Source organism: Streptomyces sp. MAR4 CNX-425, assembly GCF_048656465.1.
GTDB lineage: Bacteria > Actinomycetota > Actinomycetes > Streptomycetales > Streptomycetaceae > Streptomyces.
In genome coordinates, this window is the sequence record NZ_JBMDLF010000010.1 from 210,377 (window position 1) to 227,987 (window position 17,611).

The 17,611-nt window shown below is 74.1% G+C and carries 16 protein-coding genes and 1 tRNA gene; 9 read left to right on the plus strand and 8 right to left on the minus strand.

The features are described 5' to 3' along the window. Positions 1-31: 31 nt before the first annotated feature. Genes ACHZ99_RS26065 through ACHZ99_RS26085 form a run of 5 tightly spaced genes read left to right on the plus strand, consistent with a single transcriptional unit; the run spans position 32 to position 4,638 of the window. A complete protein-coding gene (locus ACHZ99_RS26065) occupies positions 32-616 on the plus strand; it encodes a hypothetical protein (protein WP_420307183.1) in 585 nt (194 codons plus the stop codon). Next, positions 613-1,092 (plus strand): hypothetical protein, encoded by a 480-nt coding sequence (locus tag ACHZ99_RS26070; RefSeq protein WP_420307184.1) that lies wholly within the window; start codon positions 613-615, stop codon positions 1,090-1,092. The genes ACHZ99_RS26065 and ACHZ99_RS26070 overlap by 4 nt, the downstream gene beginning before the upstream one ends. Next, complete coding sequence (locus tag ACHZ99_RS26075; protein ID WP_420307185.1) at positions 1,092-2,390, plus strand: Zn-dependent hydrolase; 1,299 nt, start codon at positions 1,092-1,094, stop codon at positions 2,388-2,390. The genes ACHZ99_RS26070 and ACHZ99_RS26075 overlap by 1 nt, the downstream gene beginning before the upstream one ends. Further along, positions 2,387-3,265: a dihydroorotate oxidase electron transfer subunit gene (locus ACHZ99_RS26080; RefSeq protein WP_420307186.1), complete on the plus strand. Its 879-nt coding sequence runs from the start codon at positions 2,387-2,389 to the stop codon at positions 3,263-3,265. The genes ACHZ99_RS26075 and ACHZ99_RS26080 overlap by 4 nt, the downstream gene beginning before the upstream one ends. Continuing rightward, positions 3,262-4,638, plus strand: a complete 1,377-nt coding sequence (locus tag ACHZ99_RS26085; protein WP_420307187.1) for a dihydroorotase — start codon at positions 3,262-3,264, stop codon at positions 4,636-4,638. The genes ACHZ99_RS26080 and ACHZ99_RS26085 overlap by 4 nt, the downstream gene beginning before the upstream one ends. A 50-nt stretch (positions 4,639-4,688) precedes the next feature. Here ACHZ99_RS26085 and ACHZ99_RS26090 read toward each other — a convergent pair. Together ACHZ99_RS26090 and ACHZ99_RS26095 are read right to left on the minus strand one after the other, a co-directional pair. Beyond that, positions 4,689-4,761, minus strand: a tRNA-Arg gene (locus tag ACHZ99_RS26090). Positions 4,762-4,828: 67 nt separating this feature from the next. Then, positions 4,829-5,239 (minus strand): RidA family protein, encoded by a 411-nt coding sequence (locus ACHZ99_RS26095; RefSeq protein WP_420307188.1) that lies wholly within the window; start codon positions 5,237-5,239, stop codon positions 4,829-4,831. Between the two features lie 79 nt (positions 5,240-5,318). On the opposite strand from ACHZ99_RS26095, the gene ACHZ99_RS26100 reads away from it, so the two are divergent. Next, positions 5,319-5,693 carry a winged helix-turn-helix transcriptional regulator gene (locus tag ACHZ99_RS26100; protein WP_420307190.1) on the plus strand — a complete coding sequence of 125 codons (375 nt, stop codon included), beginning with the start codon at positions 5,319-5,321 and terminating at the stop codon, positions 5,691-5,693. 16 nt (positions 5,694-5,709) lie between these two features. Here the strand turns inward: ACHZ99_RS26100 and ACHZ99_RS26105 are convergent, their stop codons facing one another. The 3 genes from ACHZ99_RS26105 to ACHZ99_RS26115 form a co-directional block, all read right to left on the minus strand. Beyond that, entirely contained in the window at positions 5,710-6,576 is an 867-nt protein-coding gene (locus ACHZ99_RS26105; protein WP_420307191.1) for an aromatic prenyltransferase, read from the minus strand. Between the two features lie 266 nt (positions 6,577-6,842). After that, positions 6,843-7,307 (minus strand): hypothetical protein, encoded by a 465-nt coding sequence (locus tag ACHZ99_RS26110; RefSeq protein ID WP_420307192.1) that lies wholly within the window; start codon positions 7,305-7,307, stop codon positions 6,843-6,845. A 166-nt stretch (positions 7,308-7,473) separates the two neighbouring features. Beyond that, the gene (locus ACHZ99_RS26115; RefSeq protein ID WP_420307193.1) at positions 7,474-9,084 is read right to left on the minus strand and encodes a prenyltransferase/squalene oxidase repeat-containing protein; all 1,611 of its coding nucleotides are present in this window, start codon (positions 9,082-9,084) and stop codon (positions 7,474-7,476) included. 460 nt (positions 9,085-9,544) lie between these two features. Here ACHZ99_RS26115 and ACHZ99_RS26120 point away from each other — a divergent pair, with 460 nt between their 5' ends. Then, positions 9,545-10,189, plus strand: coding sequence for a hypothetical protein (locus tag ACHZ99_RS26120; protein ID WP_420307194.1), 645 nt, complete (start codon positions 9,545-9,547; stop codon positions 10,187-10,189). Beyond that, the gene (locus tag ACHZ99_RS26125; RefSeq protein ID WP_420307195.1) at positions 10,186-10,371 is read left to right on the plus strand and encodes a hypothetical protein; all 186 of its coding nucleotides are present in this window, start codon (positions 10,186-10,188) and stop codon (positions 10,369-10,371) included. Before ACHZ99_RS26120 ends, ACHZ99_RS26125 begins: the two co-directional genes overlap by 4 nt. 37 nt (positions 10,372-10,408) lie before the next feature. Here the strand turns inward: ACHZ99_RS26125 and ACHZ99_RS26130 are convergent, their stop codons facing one another. Further along, positions 10,409-12,610: an ATP-binding SpoIIE family protein phosphatase gene (locus tag ACHZ99_RS26130; RefSeq protein ID WP_420307196.1), complete on the minus strand. Its 2,202-nt coding sequence runs from the start codon at positions 12,608-12,610 to the stop codon at positions 10,409-10,411. A 165-nt stretch (positions 12,611-12,775) separates the two neighbouring features. On the opposite strand from ACHZ99_RS26130, the gene ACHZ99_RS26135 reads away from it, so the two are divergent. Continuing rightward, positions 12,776-13,918 carry a DUF2510 domain-containing protein gene (locus tag ACHZ99_RS26135; protein ID WP_420307197.1) on the plus strand — a complete coding sequence of 381 codons (1,143 nt, stop codon included), beginning with the start codon at positions 12,776-12,778 and terminating at the stop codon, positions 13,916-13,918. Positions 13,919-14,278: 360 nt separating this feature from the next. Here the strand turns inward: ACHZ99_RS26135 and ACHZ99_RS26140 are convergent, their stop codons facing one another. After that, positions 14,279-16,186 carry an AMP-dependent synthetase/ligase gene (locus tag ACHZ99_RS26140; protein WP_420307198.1) on the minus strand — a complete coding sequence of 636 codons (1,908 nt, stop codon included), beginning with the start codon at positions 16,184-16,186 and terminating at the stop codon, positions 14,279-14,281. 27 nt (positions 16,187-16,213) lie between these two features. Further along, positions 16,214-17,563: an acetyl-CoA C-acetyltransferase gene (locus ACHZ99_RS26145; protein WP_420307199.1), complete on the minus strand. Its 1,350-nt coding sequence runs from the start codon at positions 17,561-17,563 to the stop codon at positions 16,214-16,216. Positions 17,564-17,611 lie beyond the last annotated feature (48 nt).

Below are 17,611 nucleotides of genomic sequence, written 5' to 3' on the forward strand. Positions count from 1 at the left end.
TCACCCAGACCGTCCCATCCACGGAGCCCACATGAACCTTGAGCACGTCCTCCACACCGCACCTGACACCCCCCGCGCCTTCCAGAGCGCCCGGCAACGAAGCGCCGAACTGTACGCCGACATCCTCGCGGTGGCGCCCCTCCGCGACGGCCGGGCCGACATCGAAGCCGTCCAGTGCCGGCCGTCCATCCTGCGCCGCACCGCGGCGCTGCTGGCCGAGGTGCTTCCGCACGGGACCGACCGCTTGGTGTGCACCACCCCCCAGGGCATCGCCGTCACCACCGCCCTGGCCCTGCACACAGGGCTGCCGTTCGCGACGGTGACCGGTACCGGGGACGAGGCCCGTCTGACCGGCGAGGCCCACGCGGGCGAACACACCGTCGTCGTCGTGCCGCTGACGGGCACGGCGCGGGACGCCGCGCTGCCGGTGCACGCCGCCCTGCAAGCAGGGATGCGGGTCTCCTGCGTACTGAGCGTGCTCGATCCCGGTGACAGCAGCGTGGTGGACACGCTCCTGGAGCGCTACGGAGTACGGTTCCATGCGCTCTTCCCCGCCACCCCGTCGCCGGCCCCGCCCAGGTCCGCGACCGACACGAAAGAGGAGGGTCCCCGATGACCGAAAGCACCTCCGCGATCCTTTCCGGTGTCCGTGAACTCGGCGCGGCCACCGACGCCTACGGGCTCACCCTGAACACCCAGGTGTCCCCGGCCGCGACCGACCTCATCGGCCGCGCCCTCGCCGACGCCGTGCGGCACCTGGAGCCGGACCGCATCTCGGTGTGGGAGAGCAGCGACGAAGCCGTACTCGCCCACATCGTGGCCCTGGCGACGGACGCGACCGTCCTGCGGGTCACCGACGAGTCCGGAATCACCTCCGCCTCCCCGGCGATCACCCCCGGCGACCGGGTCGTACCGCTGGCGACGGCCTGGGAGCCGCAACCCCTCCAGGTGATGCTCGGCCTGCTGCGCGGCGCCGCCGCCGACGTGACCGCGGTGGCCGCCGTCCTGCACACGCCGGCCCTCGCGGACGTGGATTCCCCACCCGTGGTGTCGCTGCTCTCCGAGGCGGAAGCCTCGTCGGCCGGGCTCTGATGGCCGCACCGACGACCGCCGCTCTCCGTCACGCCGACGCGGACCGGCTCCACACGCACCTGGACACCTTCGCCGGAATGTCGGAGCCCGGCGGGGGCCCGGGCATCACCCGGCTGGCCTACACCCCGCTGGAGCGCCAGGCCCACGACGTGTTCGCGGCGCACATGCGTGCGCTCGGCCTGCACGTACGTACGGACACGGCCGGCAACACGCTCGCCGAACTGCCCGGAACCACCCCCGGACTGCCGGGTCTGGGCACCGGCTCCCATCTCGACAGCGTGCCGGGCGCCGGCGCGTACGACGGCATAGCCGGTGTGGTCGCGGCGATGGAGGTGGCACGGCTGTTCGTCTCGGCCGGGATCCGGCTCACCCGGCCCGTCCGCTTCGTGGCGTTCGCCGCCGAGGAGGGAGCCCGCTTCGGACAGGCCTGCACGGGCAGCCGGATCGCCGCGGGACTGACCGGCCCGGCCGACCTGAAGACCAAGCGGGACGCCGAGGGCGTATCGCTGGCGCAGGCCATGACGGCCGTCGGCCTCGACCCGGAGGCCACCGAGACGGCCCGCTGGCGCGGCGAGGACTGGGCCGCCTTCCTGGAACTGCACATCGAGCAGGGCTCCCTGCTGGAGTCCGAGTCCGTTCCCGTCGGGCTCGTCGACCTGATCTCGGGCAGCACCCGGCTGCGCCTCGATCTCACCGGACGGGCCTCGCACACCGGGGGAACCCCGATGCGGATGAGGGCCGACGCGATGGCCGCGGCGGCGGAGATCATCCTGATGATCGAGACCCTTGCCAACGACAGCCGTCATCACGGCACCCGTGCGACCGTCGGACGCATGGACGTCTCCCCCGGGTCCCTCACCACGATCGCCGGGAGCACCGAGGTATACGTCGATGTCCGGGACGTCGACAACGACCGCCAGCGGCTGACCGCGGCGGAGATCGTCGACAGCGCGCAGCACATCTGCTCCCGGCGTGGGATCGGGTGCGAATCCCGGCTGCTGGCCGACGCCTCTCCCGTCATCCTCCCCAGATGGCTCCGCGACACCGTCGCCGAGGCCGCGACGGAGGCCGGGGTCACGCACCGGGTGATGCCCAGCGGGGCCAGCCACGACGCACAAATGATCAACCGTGTGGTGCCCACCGGCATGATCTTCGTCCCCAGTCACAACGGCGGGGTCAGCCACAGTCCCGAGGAGCTGACCTTCCCGGCCGAACTCGCGGTCGGCACCGACATCCTGGCTTCGGGCCTCCTGCGGCTCGATGCCCGGCTGTCCGCACAGGAGGCCCCAGCCGCATGAACACCCTCGACACGGACGCCGACATACCGGTCACGGACCGCGTGACACCGCTGCCCGGTTCCGGGGCCGGCCGGCCCGCCGCGACCTGGCACCGCGCCCAGGTCCTCGCCTCCCAGCCGCACGGACGCGGCCACCACTTCCTGCGCCTGGAAGCACCGAGTATCGCCCGGACGTGCCAGGCAGGACAGTTCGTGATGCTGACCGCCGCCCGGGACGAGGACACGGGTCCCGTCCTGCCCCGCCCCATGGCCGTATACGCCCGGAATCCGCGGGCCGGCACCCTCGACATCCTTCTCGGAGTGGTCGGTGACGGCACCCGCCGCCTGGCCTCCTTCCGACCGGGCGAGCGCATGCTGGTGGTAGGACCGCTGGGCCAGGGATTCCGGATCACCCGGGGCACGCGGCGCGTCCTTCTGGTCGGACGGGGCATCGGCACCTGTTCGCTGACCACCGTCGCCCAGGAATGCGCGGGCACCGAGGTCGAGATCGTCGCCGTGGCCAGCGGCAGAAGCGCGGACAGAGTCGTAGGAGCGGACGTCTACCGGGCCGCCGGTGTGACACGGCTGCACGAAGTCACCGACGACACCGGCAGCAGCGAAGTGACCCGGCTCCGGGACATGCTCACCGCAGACCTCGATCAGGCCCCTCCACAGCAGATCATGACGTGCGGCTCTGAGCGGCTGGCCCGGCTCTGCGAGGAACTCGGCCGACGCTGGGCGGCCGACGTCCAGGTATCGCTGGAAGCCCACATGGCCTGCGGCCTCGGCTACTGCCACGGCTGCGCCACCGGCACCAGGAGCGGCCCCGAGGAGTCCCCGCTGATCTGCGCGGACGGACCGGTCTTCCGCCTCGTCCACCCGGACACGGACAGGTGAACGGCCCCCGGCCCGCCGGCTCCGCGGGCACGACGGTCCTGCGCGGGGTCCGCCCCCTCGGCGGCGCACCCCGGGACGTGACCGTACGGGGCGGCCGGATCGCCGCCGTGACGCCCCCTGGGAACGGGGACGGCACCGGCGCCGCGCACGTAACGACAGCCGACTGCGACGGGCTGATCATGCTGCCGGCCTTGGTGGACCTCCATACCCACCTGCGCGAGCCCGGTGACACCGCCTCTGAGACCATCGCCAGCGGCACCAGGGCGGCAGCGCACGGCGGGTACTCCGACGTGCTCGCCATGGCCAACTGCGTGCCCGTGACCGATACCCCCGAGCGGATACGGCACATCATCGAGCGGGCGGCGCGAACGGCCTCCTGCCGGGTGCACCCGGTGGGAGCCGTCACCGACGGGCTCGCCGGCCGCCGGCTCGCACCCCTCGACGCGATGGCGGCGGCCGGCGCCCTGATGTTCTCCGACGACGGCGTATGCGTCGACGACCCCGGGCTCCTGCTGCGGGCGCTGGAGGCGGCCCGCCGCACGGGGACCCTCGTCGCCCAACACGCCCAGTGCCCCCGTCTCGTGCAGCGAGGCCAGATCAACGCGGGCGCGGCGGCACAGGCCACAGCCCTGCCGCCGTGGCCGGCGACGGGCGAGGAAACGATCGTCGCGCGTGACGTGGTACTCGCCGGGGCCACCGGCGGACGCTTGCACATCTGTCACGTCTCCACAGCGGGGACCGTCGACATCGTCAGGTGGGCCAAGTCGCGCGGCTGGCCCGTCACAGCCGAAGTGACTCCCCACCATCTGCTGCTCACCGATCTCATGACCCGCGAAGCCAACCCCCTGCACAAGGTGAACCCGCCCCTGCGCGGCGCCGAGGACGTGGCGGCGCTGCGCGCCGCCCTGCGTGACGGAACCATCGACGCCGTCGCCACCGACCACGCTCCGCACACCGCGTCGAGCAAGGACAACCACTGGTGCGAGGCGCCCTTCGGCATGCTGGGTCTGGAGACCGCGCTCCCCGTGGTCGCGGAGGCCCTGGGCGCCGGGGGCGCCCCGGACTGGGGCCTCGTGGCCGCGGTGATGTCCACACGCCCCGCCCGTATCGCGGGGCTCGCCGACGTGGCGGGCCGCCCGTTGGCCGAGGGGGAGCCCGCGACGTTCACCCTGGTGGACCCCCGGGCCGACTGGCGGGTGGACCGGACCGAGTCGGTCAGCGCGTCGGACAACACCCCGTTCCACGGCATGACGTTTCGCCATCGCGTCGCCGCCACCATGGTCGAGGGCCACGTCACCGCCGACATCGACCGCAGACTGGCCGTCCCCACGGCCGCGAACGACAGCCCACCGCTGCCGGGGCCCACCGGTTGAGCGGGGCCCCAATCGGGCGCTGGCACCCGATTCCGCTCCCATGTTCTGGGTGCCCCCGGCAGGATTCGAACCTGCGACACCCGCTTTAGGAGAGCGGTGCTCTATCCCCTGAGCTACGGAGGCGTGGTGGTCGGGCTCGGCGCCTGATCCACCTGCGACAGTGTAGCGGCTGGCGGGGGGTCGGCGGTTGTCAGTCGAGGAGGGCGAAGGCTTCGAGCTCTACCAGGACGTCGGGCTCGAAGAGGTAGTCGACGCCGATGACCGAGAGCGGGGGCAGGGGGCGGGGGATGGCGAGTTCTTCGGTGACCTGGTCGATGCCGGCCATGAAGGTGTCGTACTGGTCGGGGGTCCAGCCGGTGACGTAGAAGCGGAGGCGGGCCACGTCGGCGAAGGTGGCGCCGGCGCCGGAGAGGCCGCGGGCGGTGTTGCGCAGGGTGTGGGCGACCTGGGCGGTGAGGTCGCCGGGGGCGACCGGGTTGCCGGCGGGGTCGCGGGCGATCTGGCCGGCCACGTGGACGTGGCGGGTGCCGGTGCTGATCGAGACGTGGTGGTACGGGACGGGCTGGAACATTCCGTCGGGGGTGAGGTACTGCACGGCCACGGGGGGTCCCTTCGCTGGTCCGGGTAGGTATCCCATGTCTACCTTGTATCTGAAGGGAACTTCAACGAGACTAGGTTTCGTGCCGGAGACCTCTCAGCCCACGCCCGAACCGCCGCAGCTCACGGAGGAGCACCGCGAGCTGCTCGACCAAGTGCTGGACAAGTGGTCGCTGCACGTGCTCGACAAGCTGTGCGAGCGGCCCCGGCGCTTCAACGAGCTGCGCCGGGCCATCCCGGCCGTGACGCAGAAGTCGCTGACGGCGACGCTGCGGCGGCTGGAGCGCAACGGGATGGTCGAGCGCGCTGTGGTGAGCACCCGGCCCGTGGCCGTCGAGTACCGCGTCGCGCCGCTGGGGAAGACGCTCCAGGGCCTCATCGACGCCCTGTGGAGCTGGACCACCGTCACCCTGCCCGACGTCCGGCGCGCCCGCGCGGCCTACGACGGCGACGGGTGACGGTGGTGCGTGCTCGTCAGCTGCCGCGGCGTACGCGGTCGTGGGCGGCCGTGGCCATCTGGTAGTAGGTCGCCAGCTTGTAGTACTCCCCGCCCGTCGTCAGCGCGCCGGCGAAGACCAGCTTGCGGTCGCCCTCGTACGTGTACGGGGCGCGGGCGGCGAGGACGCCGAGCTTCGGCTCGATGTGCGCCGGGAGCGCGGCCGGGTCGGTGGTGCGGGTGGAGAAGCTGACCCGTTCGATCTCGGGGGAGTCCCAGCTGAAGGTGGGGTACAGCGCCGAGGAGGTCTCGGCGAAGTCCAGCAGCTGCCCGCTCGGCTTCGGCAGGCCGAAGTCGCGCAGCATCGCCTCGACGGTGGCGCGTTCGAAGTGCTGCGGGGACAGGCCGTTGAAGTACACGTTCCAGGTGCGGTTCGCGTGGTCGATCGCCACCGTCGACACCTTGCCGTCCAGGCCGTAGTCGACGAGGGTGCCCATCCACTTGGACAGCGTGTCGGCCATCGCGGGCACGGCGGCGAGGGGGCCCAGCTCTTGCAGCTGCCCCATGGGGAAGACCGCGTACGCCTTGTTGAAGCCGCCGTTGACGCCGTAGTCGACGCCGTAGCAGTCGACGGGGAGCGTGGCCCGCAGGTCCGCGAACATGCCGCGGACCGGGTGGTCCGTCTCCTTGGCGAGGCCGTGCTCCAGGGCGCGCTCGTACGGGTCGCCCTCGGCCAGCGGCACCGTGAAGTCGAAGGACATGTCCCCGACCCGGCCGCCCTTGTTCACGATGTTGAACACGACCGTGGAGTCGGTGACGATGTTCGGGAACGCCGTGAGCAACGCCGTCATCTTCTCGCGCGGGCAGTCCAGGCCCACCAGGGCCGCCGCTTCCTCCGCAGCCACACACAAACGTTCGATTCCGGGATTTACGGTCATCACTCCCCCATGAGGCGATGCGGAATGGCCTGTTCTCTGCTTGTGCTTCAGCAGAGCCTCGGAGGTAGAAGATAGACGGCCGACCGCGGCACCCCCGGCCCCCGGCGGGGGACAAGATCGTGTCTCTTGCCGCTGCAAGGCGGAGCGGTGTGCCCCGGTTGGGGCGGTTCTGACGCGTGCGAGGGCTGGACCCGCCGGTCGGCAGGCCCAGCCCCGGGAGCCGGTCGGGTCCGTCAGGCGGCCGCGGGCGCGTCCTGCACGCGGAGCATCAGGGACCGCAGGAGGAGGGTCGTCTGCATCGCGCACATCAGCACGCCGATGGTGACGTGTGCGGCGGTGGAGCCCTCCTCGCCCAGGAAGACCTGGATGAAGGTGGTCAGCAGGATGCCGACGCCCGCCGCGAGCGGCCACTTCAGCCAGCGGTTCTGCCGCCACACCAGCACGGCGGCTACGAGCTGGACGATCACCAGGGCCGTGTAGACGAAGGCGTTGGCGGCGTGTGCGTCGATCGAGTCGACGTCGCGGCCCATGTACATGCCGGCGAGCAGGCCCTGCATCAGGGTCTGCAGTAAACAGAGAGCCGCCGTGGCGCGCAGGAACGTGAGCGGCCCGCGGCCCGCCACGACCTGTACCGGAATGACCGCCTTGCCCGCCCCCTGGCTGGCGGCCGCGGCGCCGTCGGAAGAGGTTTCGTGCATCGAAGTCCCCATTTCTCTCTGCTGCTCGGCTTGGGAGAGGAGATCCGGGTACGGAGCTCCGGCGGTCCGGAGCCTACCGGCGGAGTTCCGTACCGTTGCCTGATCCAGTCCCAACGGCCTTATGACACCGGTTTGTTGGCCGGTGCCGGTCGGTCGGTGCCGACCGTCAGGCGGTGCCGTGGCCGATCAGCCGGTTGAGCGCCGTGAGGACGTGCACGTCGGCCAGGACGGGGAAGTCGAAGGGCAGCGGCCGCGGGCCCGCCTGGTCGGCGATCGAGCTGAACCCGCCGTCCTCGTGCTGCTGGTCCGTCAGATAGGCCAGCGGCTTGCCGAGGTCGACCCGCGGCGCGTGCCGGGCCAGCGCGCTCAGCGCCTGCGCGGTGGACAGCACGTCGCTGTCCCGGCCCGGTACGTGCCCCCAGCCGCCGTCCGTGCCCCGGGACTCGTCCAGGAACGCCACGGCCCTGGCCACGGCCTGGTCGGCGCGCCGCCGCAGGGTGGTCTCGGTGGCGGGCACGCAGGCGAGGGCGTCCAGGATGCGCTGGATGGCGCTGGACATGCTCAGCGTCCAGCTGGGTTCGAAGCTGCCGTCCTGCTGCTGGGCGTCGAGGAGTACGCCGACCGCGGGGCCGAGCAGGTCCCCGTAGCGGCTCCAGGGCAGGGCGATGACCGCGCCGGCCGTCATGTCCAGGTCCGAGGTGTGGCCGCGCAGGTACGTGGGGAAGCCGCCGGCGTCGTTGGCGCGGGCGCGCAGGTACTCCTCCCCGGCCGCGATGCCGTGGCGGAACCGGTGGGCGTCCAGCGTCCGCAGCAGCTCCACGCAGCGGGCGGTGTCGTCGACGTCGGTCTGGGTGGTGGTCTCGTTGTAGCCCCAGCCGCCGTCGGCGTGCTGGCGGGAGGCGAGGTACTGGCCCATCCGCGCCGCGAGCGGCTCGTGCCCCGGGGCGGGCGCGAGCGCCAGCGCGGCCAGGGAGGTCACGAAGACCTCCTGCCCGTCGATGAACGGCACGCCGCCGTCCGGGCCGCGCAGCCGGGCCAGCGCCTCGATGCCGTCCCGCATGAGCTCGCTGCCGGGCCGGTACGTGTGCAGCGCGTGCAGCGCGACCAGGTGGGCCAGCGCGTTGCCCTCCCACACCCGGCGGACGGGGAAGGCGGACAGTCGCCGTACGAGCAGATCCTGGTAGTCCAGCAGCTCCTGCCCGGACGCCGGGTCCCCGGCCGGGCCCGGCTGCCCGGCCGTGCCCGCGCCCGCGTGGGCGTGGGAGTGCAGGATCGTCGCCGCGCACAGCGTCAGCTCCGTCCACACCGCCTGCGGCCGCGGCGCGATCTCCCGCGGGTCCGGCCGTGCGCCGTCCGGCAGCACCCCGCACAGGCCGAGGATGGTGTCCAGCAGCAGCCGCTTGCGCGCCCCGGACCCGTGCCGGGCCCGGTTCAGGCCGGCGAGCAGGCCGTCGGCGTCGCAGGGCCGGCCGGACAGCGCGTCCACGACGACCCGCTCCAGCGTGCCCTTCGGCCGGGCCCGCTGGAGGTACTCCTGCAACTCCTTCTGTACCCGCGGCAGTGCCCGCTCCTTGCGCAGCAGGAGCAGCAGCAGCGCGGACTCGATGATCCGGCCGGCACACCGGTCGCGCAGGGCACCCTCGCCGTCCACCTGTACGGCGAGGTGGCGCGCGACCCGGCGCCGCACCTCGGCCACCCCGGGCCGCTGCCCGTCCGCGCCCGCCGCCACCGACTGCGCAACGGAGTCGGCCGCGGGGCCGATCAGACGATCACTCATGAGTTCTCTTTCCTTTCGGAGTTGCCGGAGAGACGCCACAGGCGGTCGCGGACATGCCGAAGGGGCCCGGGTCCTCAGGGACCGGGCCTGCGCCGGACGACGCCGGCTTCGGCGTGGGGTGGTCAGCGAGCTGTGATCAGCCGGGATGTGCGCCCGGGCGCGTACCGGACAGGAGGGGAGACCTCACCCTCCGCGGGGCCGCATGGCCGAAACTGGGCATGGCTGACGTCCGGAAAGTGTGACACGCTCCGGCGCTCCGTGCCAGCGAGTCGATGACGACCTGGGCACATACCGCCCCGGGCGGCCTCCCGGCACCCGCCGGCGGCCCCCGGGAGGCCGCCGCGACAAGCCAGCGTCAAGTCACAGGCAAGACAGGCAGGCCACTCTTGGACACGACCGTCACGGGACCCCGGGCCCCGGACGCCGGACCCCGGACTGAAGGCGGAGGGAGGGGGCTTCGATGGGGTCTCGTCCCTGCGTGCGGGCCCACGCGCACGAGAGCAGCGCCGCTGCCGGCTCGCTGCTGTGCGAGCGCTGCCTGACAAGCGCGGAGCGCCAGTTGCGGGAGCTGCCCGGCCTCCACCGGGAGTGCCTGCACCAGGCGGCGCCGACGACGGCCGCCAGGCCGACCAACCCGACGAAGGTCTCGGCGAGCCGCAGCCTCGACCCGCTGGACATCTCGGTGCTGGACACGCGGCTGCACATCCTGTCGCTGCTGGAGTCGTGGTCCGAGGTGGTCGTCGAGAAGCGGGGCGCCGCCGCGCCCCGGCGGCGGGTTCCGGACCTGGCGCGGTTCCTCGCCGCGCACCTGGGGTGGCTGACCGCGCAGCCTCCGGCGGCGGAGTTCGCCGACGAGATCGAGGCCCTGGTCCGGGAGCTTCGGCAGATCATCGACCCCGACCGGGGCGAGCACTTCACGTTCGTCCACGCGTGCGTCCAGGACGGCTGCGGCGGGACGATCACCGCCGCGCTCCGCCCCGGCGAGAGCGTGCCGGGGCGCAGCGTCGCGTGCTCGGCGGGGCACGCGTGGGAGGCGCACGAGTGGCTGCGGCTCCGGCACCTGATGGCCGTGCGGGCACGGCAGGGCGGAGGGAGCGAGGCATGAGCAGACCGCCGAGCCACCGGCTCGTTCCCACGAAGGTCGCCGCGCTGGCGATGGGGGTGTCGGAGGCGACGATCCGCAAGTGGGTGAGCCGCGGGAAGCTGACCCGGTACGGGGCGCCGAACCGCCGCTCGCAGTACGACATCGAGGAGCTGACGGCGCTCGCCGTGCAACGGCAGCCCTGAGGCGGCCGCGGGCGGCGCAGAGGGGCCGTACGGAACGTCACCCCTCCGGTGCCGGCGGGCCGCCGGGCAGCGGCACGTCCGCCCAGATCGTCTTGCCGTGGCCGGTCTGCCGCGTGCCCCAGGTGCGTGCCGTCAGCCCGACGATGCACAGGCCGCGGCCGCCCTCGTCGGTGTCCTCGGCGATCCGCAGGTGGGGCGCGGCGGTGTTGCCGTCGGACACCTCGCAGATCAGCGTGCCGGCGCGGAGCAGCCGCAGCGTGATGTCGCCGGAGCCGTACCGCACCGCGTTGGTGACCAGCTCGCTGACGATCAGCTCCACCGGCGGGGCCTGTTCGCCGAGACCCCAGCGGTCCAGCGCCGCAACCGCAAGGCGGCGGGCCAGCCCGACGCTGTGCGGATCGTCGGGCAGGGACCAGGCCACGACCTCCCGGCCGGGGGTCAGGACGCGGGTGCGGGCGAGCAGCAGCAGGGCGTCGTCGGCCGGGCTCGGCGGCAGCAGCCCGCCGGCCACGTCGTCGCACGCCGCCCGCAGGGGCTGCCCGTGCTGCCCGGCCAGCAGCCGGGCGAGCCGCTCCCGGCCGCCGTCCCCGCCGCCGTTTCGGCTGCCGTCCCGGCCGCCGTCACGGCCGTCGCTGTCGCCGCCGCCGAGCAGGCCCTGGCTGTAGAGGGCCAGCAGGCTGCCCGCCGGAAGCTCGTGCTTCGCCACCCGGTACGGTCCCGCCCCCCGCCCCAGTTCGGGGCCTGCCTCGACGTCCAGCACGCGCGGCGCGGCTCCGGGCGGGGCCAGCACGGGCGGGGGGTGGGCGGCGGAGGCGGCCTCGCAGCGCCCGTGCACGGCGTCGTAGACCACGTACAGGCAGGTGGCGGAGAGGGGCCCGGTGGCCTCGGGAGCGGGGTCGGGCCCGGTCCGCTCGACCGCCAGCCGGGCGGCCAGCTCGTTGAGCCGGCCGAGCAGCTCCGCGGGGTCGAGGTCCAGGGCGGCGAAGGCGTGTACGGCGGTACGGAGCTGCCCCATGGCGGTGACGGCCCGCAGCCCCGAGTCCCGTACCTCCCCGGCGACCAGGGCGGCCCGCGCGCCCGACAGGCGGATGACGTCGTACCAGGAGCCGCCCGCCGCGGCGGGCAGATAGGTGTGGGCCGCCTCGACCGCGACGGAGGACGGCAGCCGCAGGGGCACCAGCTCCCGCTGGGCGATCCTGGCCACCGTGCGCTCCCGGGTGTAGAGGCGGGCGTTGTCCAGGCAGAGCGCCCCGTGCGCCGCCAGCTCGGCGGCCAGCCCGGCGTCCTGCGGGGTGAACGGCTCGGAGCCGCGCCTCCGGTAGAACGCCGCGAGCCCCAGCACCACCCCCCGGGCGGTGAGCGGCACGACGACCATGGAGTGCACCCCGAACCGCCGGAAGACCTCCGCGCGCTCCGGGGTCCGCGCCACCCACCCGGCGTCGTCCCTGACGACGGGCAGGACGCGCGGCGTCAGGTCGGCGAGGGCGTACGCGTACGGCGTGCCGTGGTGCATCAACCGGACGCTGCCGACCTCGTGGGGCAGCGGCACCGTGCCGGGGCCGTCCACGAAGGCGAACCCCGCCCGGCGGACCGTGGCGGGCTCCGTGAGCGGTCCCGGCGCGGGCGCGTCACCGTGCAGGACGGGGTCCAGGACGTCCACGGCGACGGCGTCCGCCAGCGCCGGCACGGCGGCCTCGGCGAGGGCCTGCGCGGACTGGAAGATGTCGAGCGAGTCGCCGAGCCCGGCCCGCGCCCGGTCCAGCAGGAGCCGCCGGCCGGCCCGCTCGTCGGCCGTACGGTCCGCCACGGCCACCGCGACCCCGGCCACACCCCCGGTCCCGGTCCGCAGCGGCGCCGCGGACAGCCCGAAGGGCACCGCCCGGCCGTCGGCGTTCCCGTCGTTCGCCGCGCTCTCCGCTTCCCCCTCGTCCTCCGGGTTCTCCGGGTCCGTATGCAGCGGGCACCGTACGTCGTACGCGGGCTGCCCCGACGCCACGACGCCCCGCAGGACGCGCTCCACCCGCGGATCCGACAGCCCCCGCGCGAGCCACAGGCGCCGGGCGGACTCCCGCCCCGGGCCGGTGGCGCGGCCCGCCCGGAAGCTGACGCCGCGCAGCTCGCTGTCCACCATGTGCAGCCCCACCAGCGACTCCCCGGCCAGCACGGCGACCAGCGCGGCCGACAGCTCGTCGTCCCGGCCCGCCGGCCCGTCGGGTGAGGTTCCCTGTGAGATGTCCACGACTCGCGGTTCTCCCGGATACGGCGCCGCGGAAGGCGCTGCCGACCAGCCCAGGCCCTCTCGATGCTAAGGACCACGGGCGGAGTCCGCCTGTCGGCGGCCGGACGGCAAGAAGGCTCGGACCGCTCTCATCCCGTTTTCAGGGAGCATGGATAGCCTGCATACATGACTGGAATGGCGCCAGCAGGGTGGTACCCCGACCCGGACCGCAGCGACGACGAGTCGCCGAGGGAGCGGAGGTGGGACGGCTCGGCCTGGACGGACGAGGTCAGGCCCGCCGCCGTCGCCCCGGACGCCCCGGCGGCGGGCCCCGCCGGGCCCGCCCCGCAGGACGCGCCGCCCGGCGGCCCGCCCGGCGGCCTGGACGACGCCCCCACGGAAGTCATATCCGGCGGGGCCGCACCGCTCGGTTTCGGCCCGCCGCCCGGCCCGCCGGGCGCGCCGCCCGGCCCACCCGGCAAGGGGGGCTGGCGGGGCCGCCGCCCGCTCGCCGTGGGGATCGCCGCCGCCGTGGCCGCCGCGGCGCTCGTCGGCGGCGGCATCGCCGGCGGGTACGCGCTGTGGGGCGGCGACGACGGCGACGGGACCGGCGACAACGGCCCGGTGGCCGCCGGGCCGGACGGCGAGGACGGGGAACCGGACTCCGGCGACGGCCCCGGCGGGGGCGGCGGGACCGACGGCGGCTCGGGCGGCGGCCCGGACCTGCCGGACGAAGGCGACGAGCCGCCGACGGAGATCCCCACCGAGGACGGCTTCGCCACCGACCTGGCCAGCGGCATCAAGATCCCCGTGCCGGACGGCTGGAAGGGGCAGTCCGGGCAGATAGGCGCCTCGGTGTCGGTCGGCGAGTACAAGTGCCCCACCTCCCCGGAGGACACCTGCGTACGCGGCGGGGTCAACTCCGCGCCCGCCCTCGCGCTCGGCCTGGACGCGACCAGCCCGAAGACCGTCGCGGAGAAGGACATCGGGCCCAACGCGGAGGCGTCCTACGGCGACGAGGCGTACGGCGGCATCACCTCGCACGACGAGGTGGAGTCCGGCGAGGTCACGGTCGCGGGGGAGGAGGGCTACCTGGTGCGCTGGAAGGTCGTGACGGAGGAGGGTGACGACGGCTACGTGCAGTCGCTCGCGTTCCCGTCCCCCGCGAACTCCGAGACGATGGTCCTCGTACGCGCCGGCTTCGACATCGGCGACGAGGCGCCGGGTCTCGGCGAGCTGGAGGAGATCACCGAGGGCATCGAGGAGGCCGAGGGCGGCGCGGGCTTCCCGGGCGGCGGCGGCCAGCCGGTGAGCTTCGCACGGCGGTGACGGGCAGCGGCGCGGCACGGCGCCGCGGGAGCCGCGGTCGACCCACCGCGGCTACCCCGCACCCCCGCCCCAGGGTAGGCCGCCGTACCGACAACGCCGCCCGGCAGCGCCCCCCGCCGCCCCGGCGGCGTCCCCGGACGGCCGAAGCAGGGCGGACGCCCTCGCGCCGCCGTGAGGCGCGCGCCCGGCACGGTACGCGTACGCCCTCGGGCACCGCGCCGGTCCGCCCTACGAGCCGAGAAGCCCCCGACTCACTTGACGAAGGACATAGAGGCACCCCCCCCGCCGACCCCGTGCCGTGCCCGCCGCCCGCCCCACCCCGAAGCGACCCCCGCCGCCCCGCCGCGGGCGCCCCGCCGCTCACCCCCCGTACAGCTCCTCGATCTCCGCCTTGTACGCCTCCGCCACCGCCTGCCGCTTCACCTTCAGCGACGGCGTCAGCATCCCGTTCTCCTCCGTGAACTCCCCGGCCACGATCGTGAACCCCCGGATCGACTCCGCCCGCGACACCGCCTCGTTCGCGTAGTCCACCGCCCGCTGCACGTCCGCCCGCAGCTCCGGGTCGTCGCGCAGCTCCGCGACCGGCGTGTCCTTCGGCCGCTTGCGCACCGCCAGCCAGTGCGCCAGCGCCTCCCGCTCCAGCGTCACCAGCGCCGCCACGTACGGCCGCCGGTCGCCGACCACCAGCACCTGCCCCACCGGCGGCCGGCTGCGCAGCCGGTCCTCCAGCACCGCGGGCGAGACGTTCTTGCCGCCGGTGGTGATGAGGAGGTCCTTCTTCCGCCCGGTGATGGTGAGGTAGCCGTCCTCGTCCAGCGCGCCCAGGTCGCCGGTCGCGAACCACTCGTCTGCCAGCACCTCGCCGGTCGCCTCCGGGTTCCGCCAGTACCCGTCGAAGACGATGCCGCCCCTGATCAGCACCTCCCCGTCCGCGGCGATACGGATCGCCGTCCCCGGCAGCGGCCGGCCCACCGTGCCGGGGCGGGGCCGCAGCGGCGGGGTGATGGTGGCGGCGGCGGTGGTCTCGGTGAGGCCGTAGCCCTCGTAGATGACGACGCCCGCGGCGTAGAAGAAGAGGTTGAGGTTGCGGTCCAGCGGGGAGCCGCCGCTGATGGCGTAGTTGAGCCGTCCGCCCAGCTCTCGGCGGATGCGCCGGTAGACCAGCAGCTCGTACAGGCCCCAGGCCAGTGAAAGGCCGAGGCCGGGGCCCCGGCCGGTGCCGAGGAACTTCTGCAGGGACGCCTCGCCGAAGCGCACCCCTATCCGGTCGGCGCGGTCGAAGGACGAGCCGCGGCCGAGTTTCTCGGCCATCTCCCGCCCGGTGTCGTGGATCTTCTCGAACAGATAGGGCACGCCGACGAGGAACGTCGGCTTGAAGACCTTGAACTCCGGGCGCAGCTCGTCGGGTTTGATCGACGGCCAGTGGCCGATCTCGATGCGCGCGGACAGGCAGGCGATCTGGATCGTCCGGCCGAGGATGTGCGCCAGCGGCAGGAAGAGGAGCGTGGAGGCGGTCTTGCCGGTGACCTCCTGGAAGATCGGGTGCAGCAGCTCGACGCTGTTGGCGGCCTCGGCGTACAGGTTGCCGTGGGTGAGGACGCAGCCCTTGGGGCGGCCGGTGGTGCCGGAGGTGTAGCAGACGGTGGCGACGGTCGCGGGGGTGAGGGCGGCGCGCCGCGCCTCGACCTCGTCGTCGGGTACGTCCCGGCCGAGCGCCTTCAGCTCGTCGAGCCCGCCGGCGTCGAGCTGCCACACGCGCGCGTCTGCGGACGCGGCGCGGACGGTCTCCTCGTTCGCGGCGGTCTCGGCGACGACGTAGCGGGTGCCGGAGTCGCGCAGGATCCACTCGACCTGGTCGGCGGAGGAGGTGGCGTAGACGGGCACGGACTGGCCGCCGGCGGCCCACACGGCGAAGTCCAGCACGCACCACTCGTAGCGGGTGCGGGACATGATCGCGACCCGGCCGCCGGGTTCGAGCCCGGCGCCGACGAGGCCCTTGGCGACGGCCGTGACCTCGGCGGCGAATGCGGCGGCGGTGACCGGCACCCACCGGCCGCCGGTCTTGCGGCGGATCACCGGGGCGCCGGGGTCCTCGGCGGCGTTGGTGTACGGGATGCCGGCGACGCCGCCGCCGGCGGGCGGCGGCCCGGCGAGCCGCGGGGCGGCGGCCTGGCGTACGACGCCGTTCTCCGCCGTCACCTCCACGGGGGCGCGCCCGGCGAGGTCCGAGCGCTTCTTCGCGGTCTTCAGGTCCTTTCGTACGCCCACTTTCGCTCCTTCTGGATATGCGGAGGGTCAGGCTTCGAGCAGGGCCGTGACGCCCTGGCCGCCGGCGGCGCAGACCGAGATCAGCCCGCGTACGGGCCCGTGGGCGCCGTCCGTACGCGCCGCCGCCCGCTCGTGCAGCAGCTTCGCCAGCGTCGCGACGATCCGGCCGCCGGTGGCGGCGAAGGGGTGCCCGGCGGCGAGCGAGGAGCCGGCGACGTTGAGCCGCTCCCGGTCGACCGTGCCCAGCGGCCCGGCCAGGCCCAGGCGCTCCTTGCCGAACTCCGGGTCCTCCCAGGCCGCCAGCGTGGCGAGCACCTGCGAGGCGAACGCCTCGTGGATCTCGTACAGGTCGAGGTCCGCCAGGCCGAGACCGGCGTCGGCCAGCAGCCGCGGCACGACGTACGCGGGCGCCATCAGCAGCCCGTCCGGGCCGTCCCGGCCGTCGACGAAGTCGACCGCGCCGGTGCGCGCGTGCGTGAGGTACGCGAGCACCGGCAGCCCGCGCGCCGCGGCCCACTCCTCGCTCGCCAGCAGCACGGTGGCGGCGCCGTCGGTCAGCGGGGTGGAGTTGCCCGCGGTCATGGTGGCGTCCGGCTCGGCGGCGCCGAACACCGGCTTCAGGCGCGCGAGTTTCTCCGGCGTGGAGTCGGGGCGCAGGTTCTGGTCGCGGTCCAGCCCGCGGAAGGGCGTCAGCAGGTCGGCGAAGAAGCCCGCGTCGTACGCGGCGGCCAGCCGGCGGTGGCTGGCGGCGGCCAGCTCGTCCTGCGCGGCGCGCGGCACCCGCCACGCGCGCGCGGTGCGCGCGGCGTGCTCGCCCATGGACAGCCCGGTACGCGGCTCGGCGTTGCGCGGGATGTCGGGGACGACGTGCCGGGGGCGGAGCCCGGCGAGGGCGGCGGCGCGCTTGCCGAGGGTCTTCTGCCGGCGGGCGCGGAGCAGGACGTGGCGCAGGCCGTCGTTGAGGGCGAGGGGCGCGTCGCTGGTGGTGTCGACGCCGCCGGCGACGCCCGCGTCGATCTGGCCGAGCGCAATCTTGTTGGCGACGAGGATCACGGCCTCCAGGCCGGTGCCGCACGCCTGCTGGATGTCGTAGGCGGGTGTGCGGTGGTCGAGCCTGCTGCCGAGGACGACCTCGCGGGCGAGGTTGAAGTCGCGGCTGTGTTTGAGCACGGCGCCGGCGACGAACTCGTCGAGGAGCGCGCCGCCCAGGTCGTACCGGGTGACGAGGCCGTCGAGGGCGGCGGAGAGCATCTCCTGGTTGGACGCGGTGGCGTACGCGCCGTCCGCGCGGGCGAAGGGGATCCGGTTGCCGCCGACGACCGCGACGCGGCGCGCGCCCGCGCCGGTGGGTCCGCCCGTCTTCGCCGGTGTGGTCATCGCTGTGCTCCATCCGTCGCGTACGCTTCTTACTCGGGAGTAAACTTA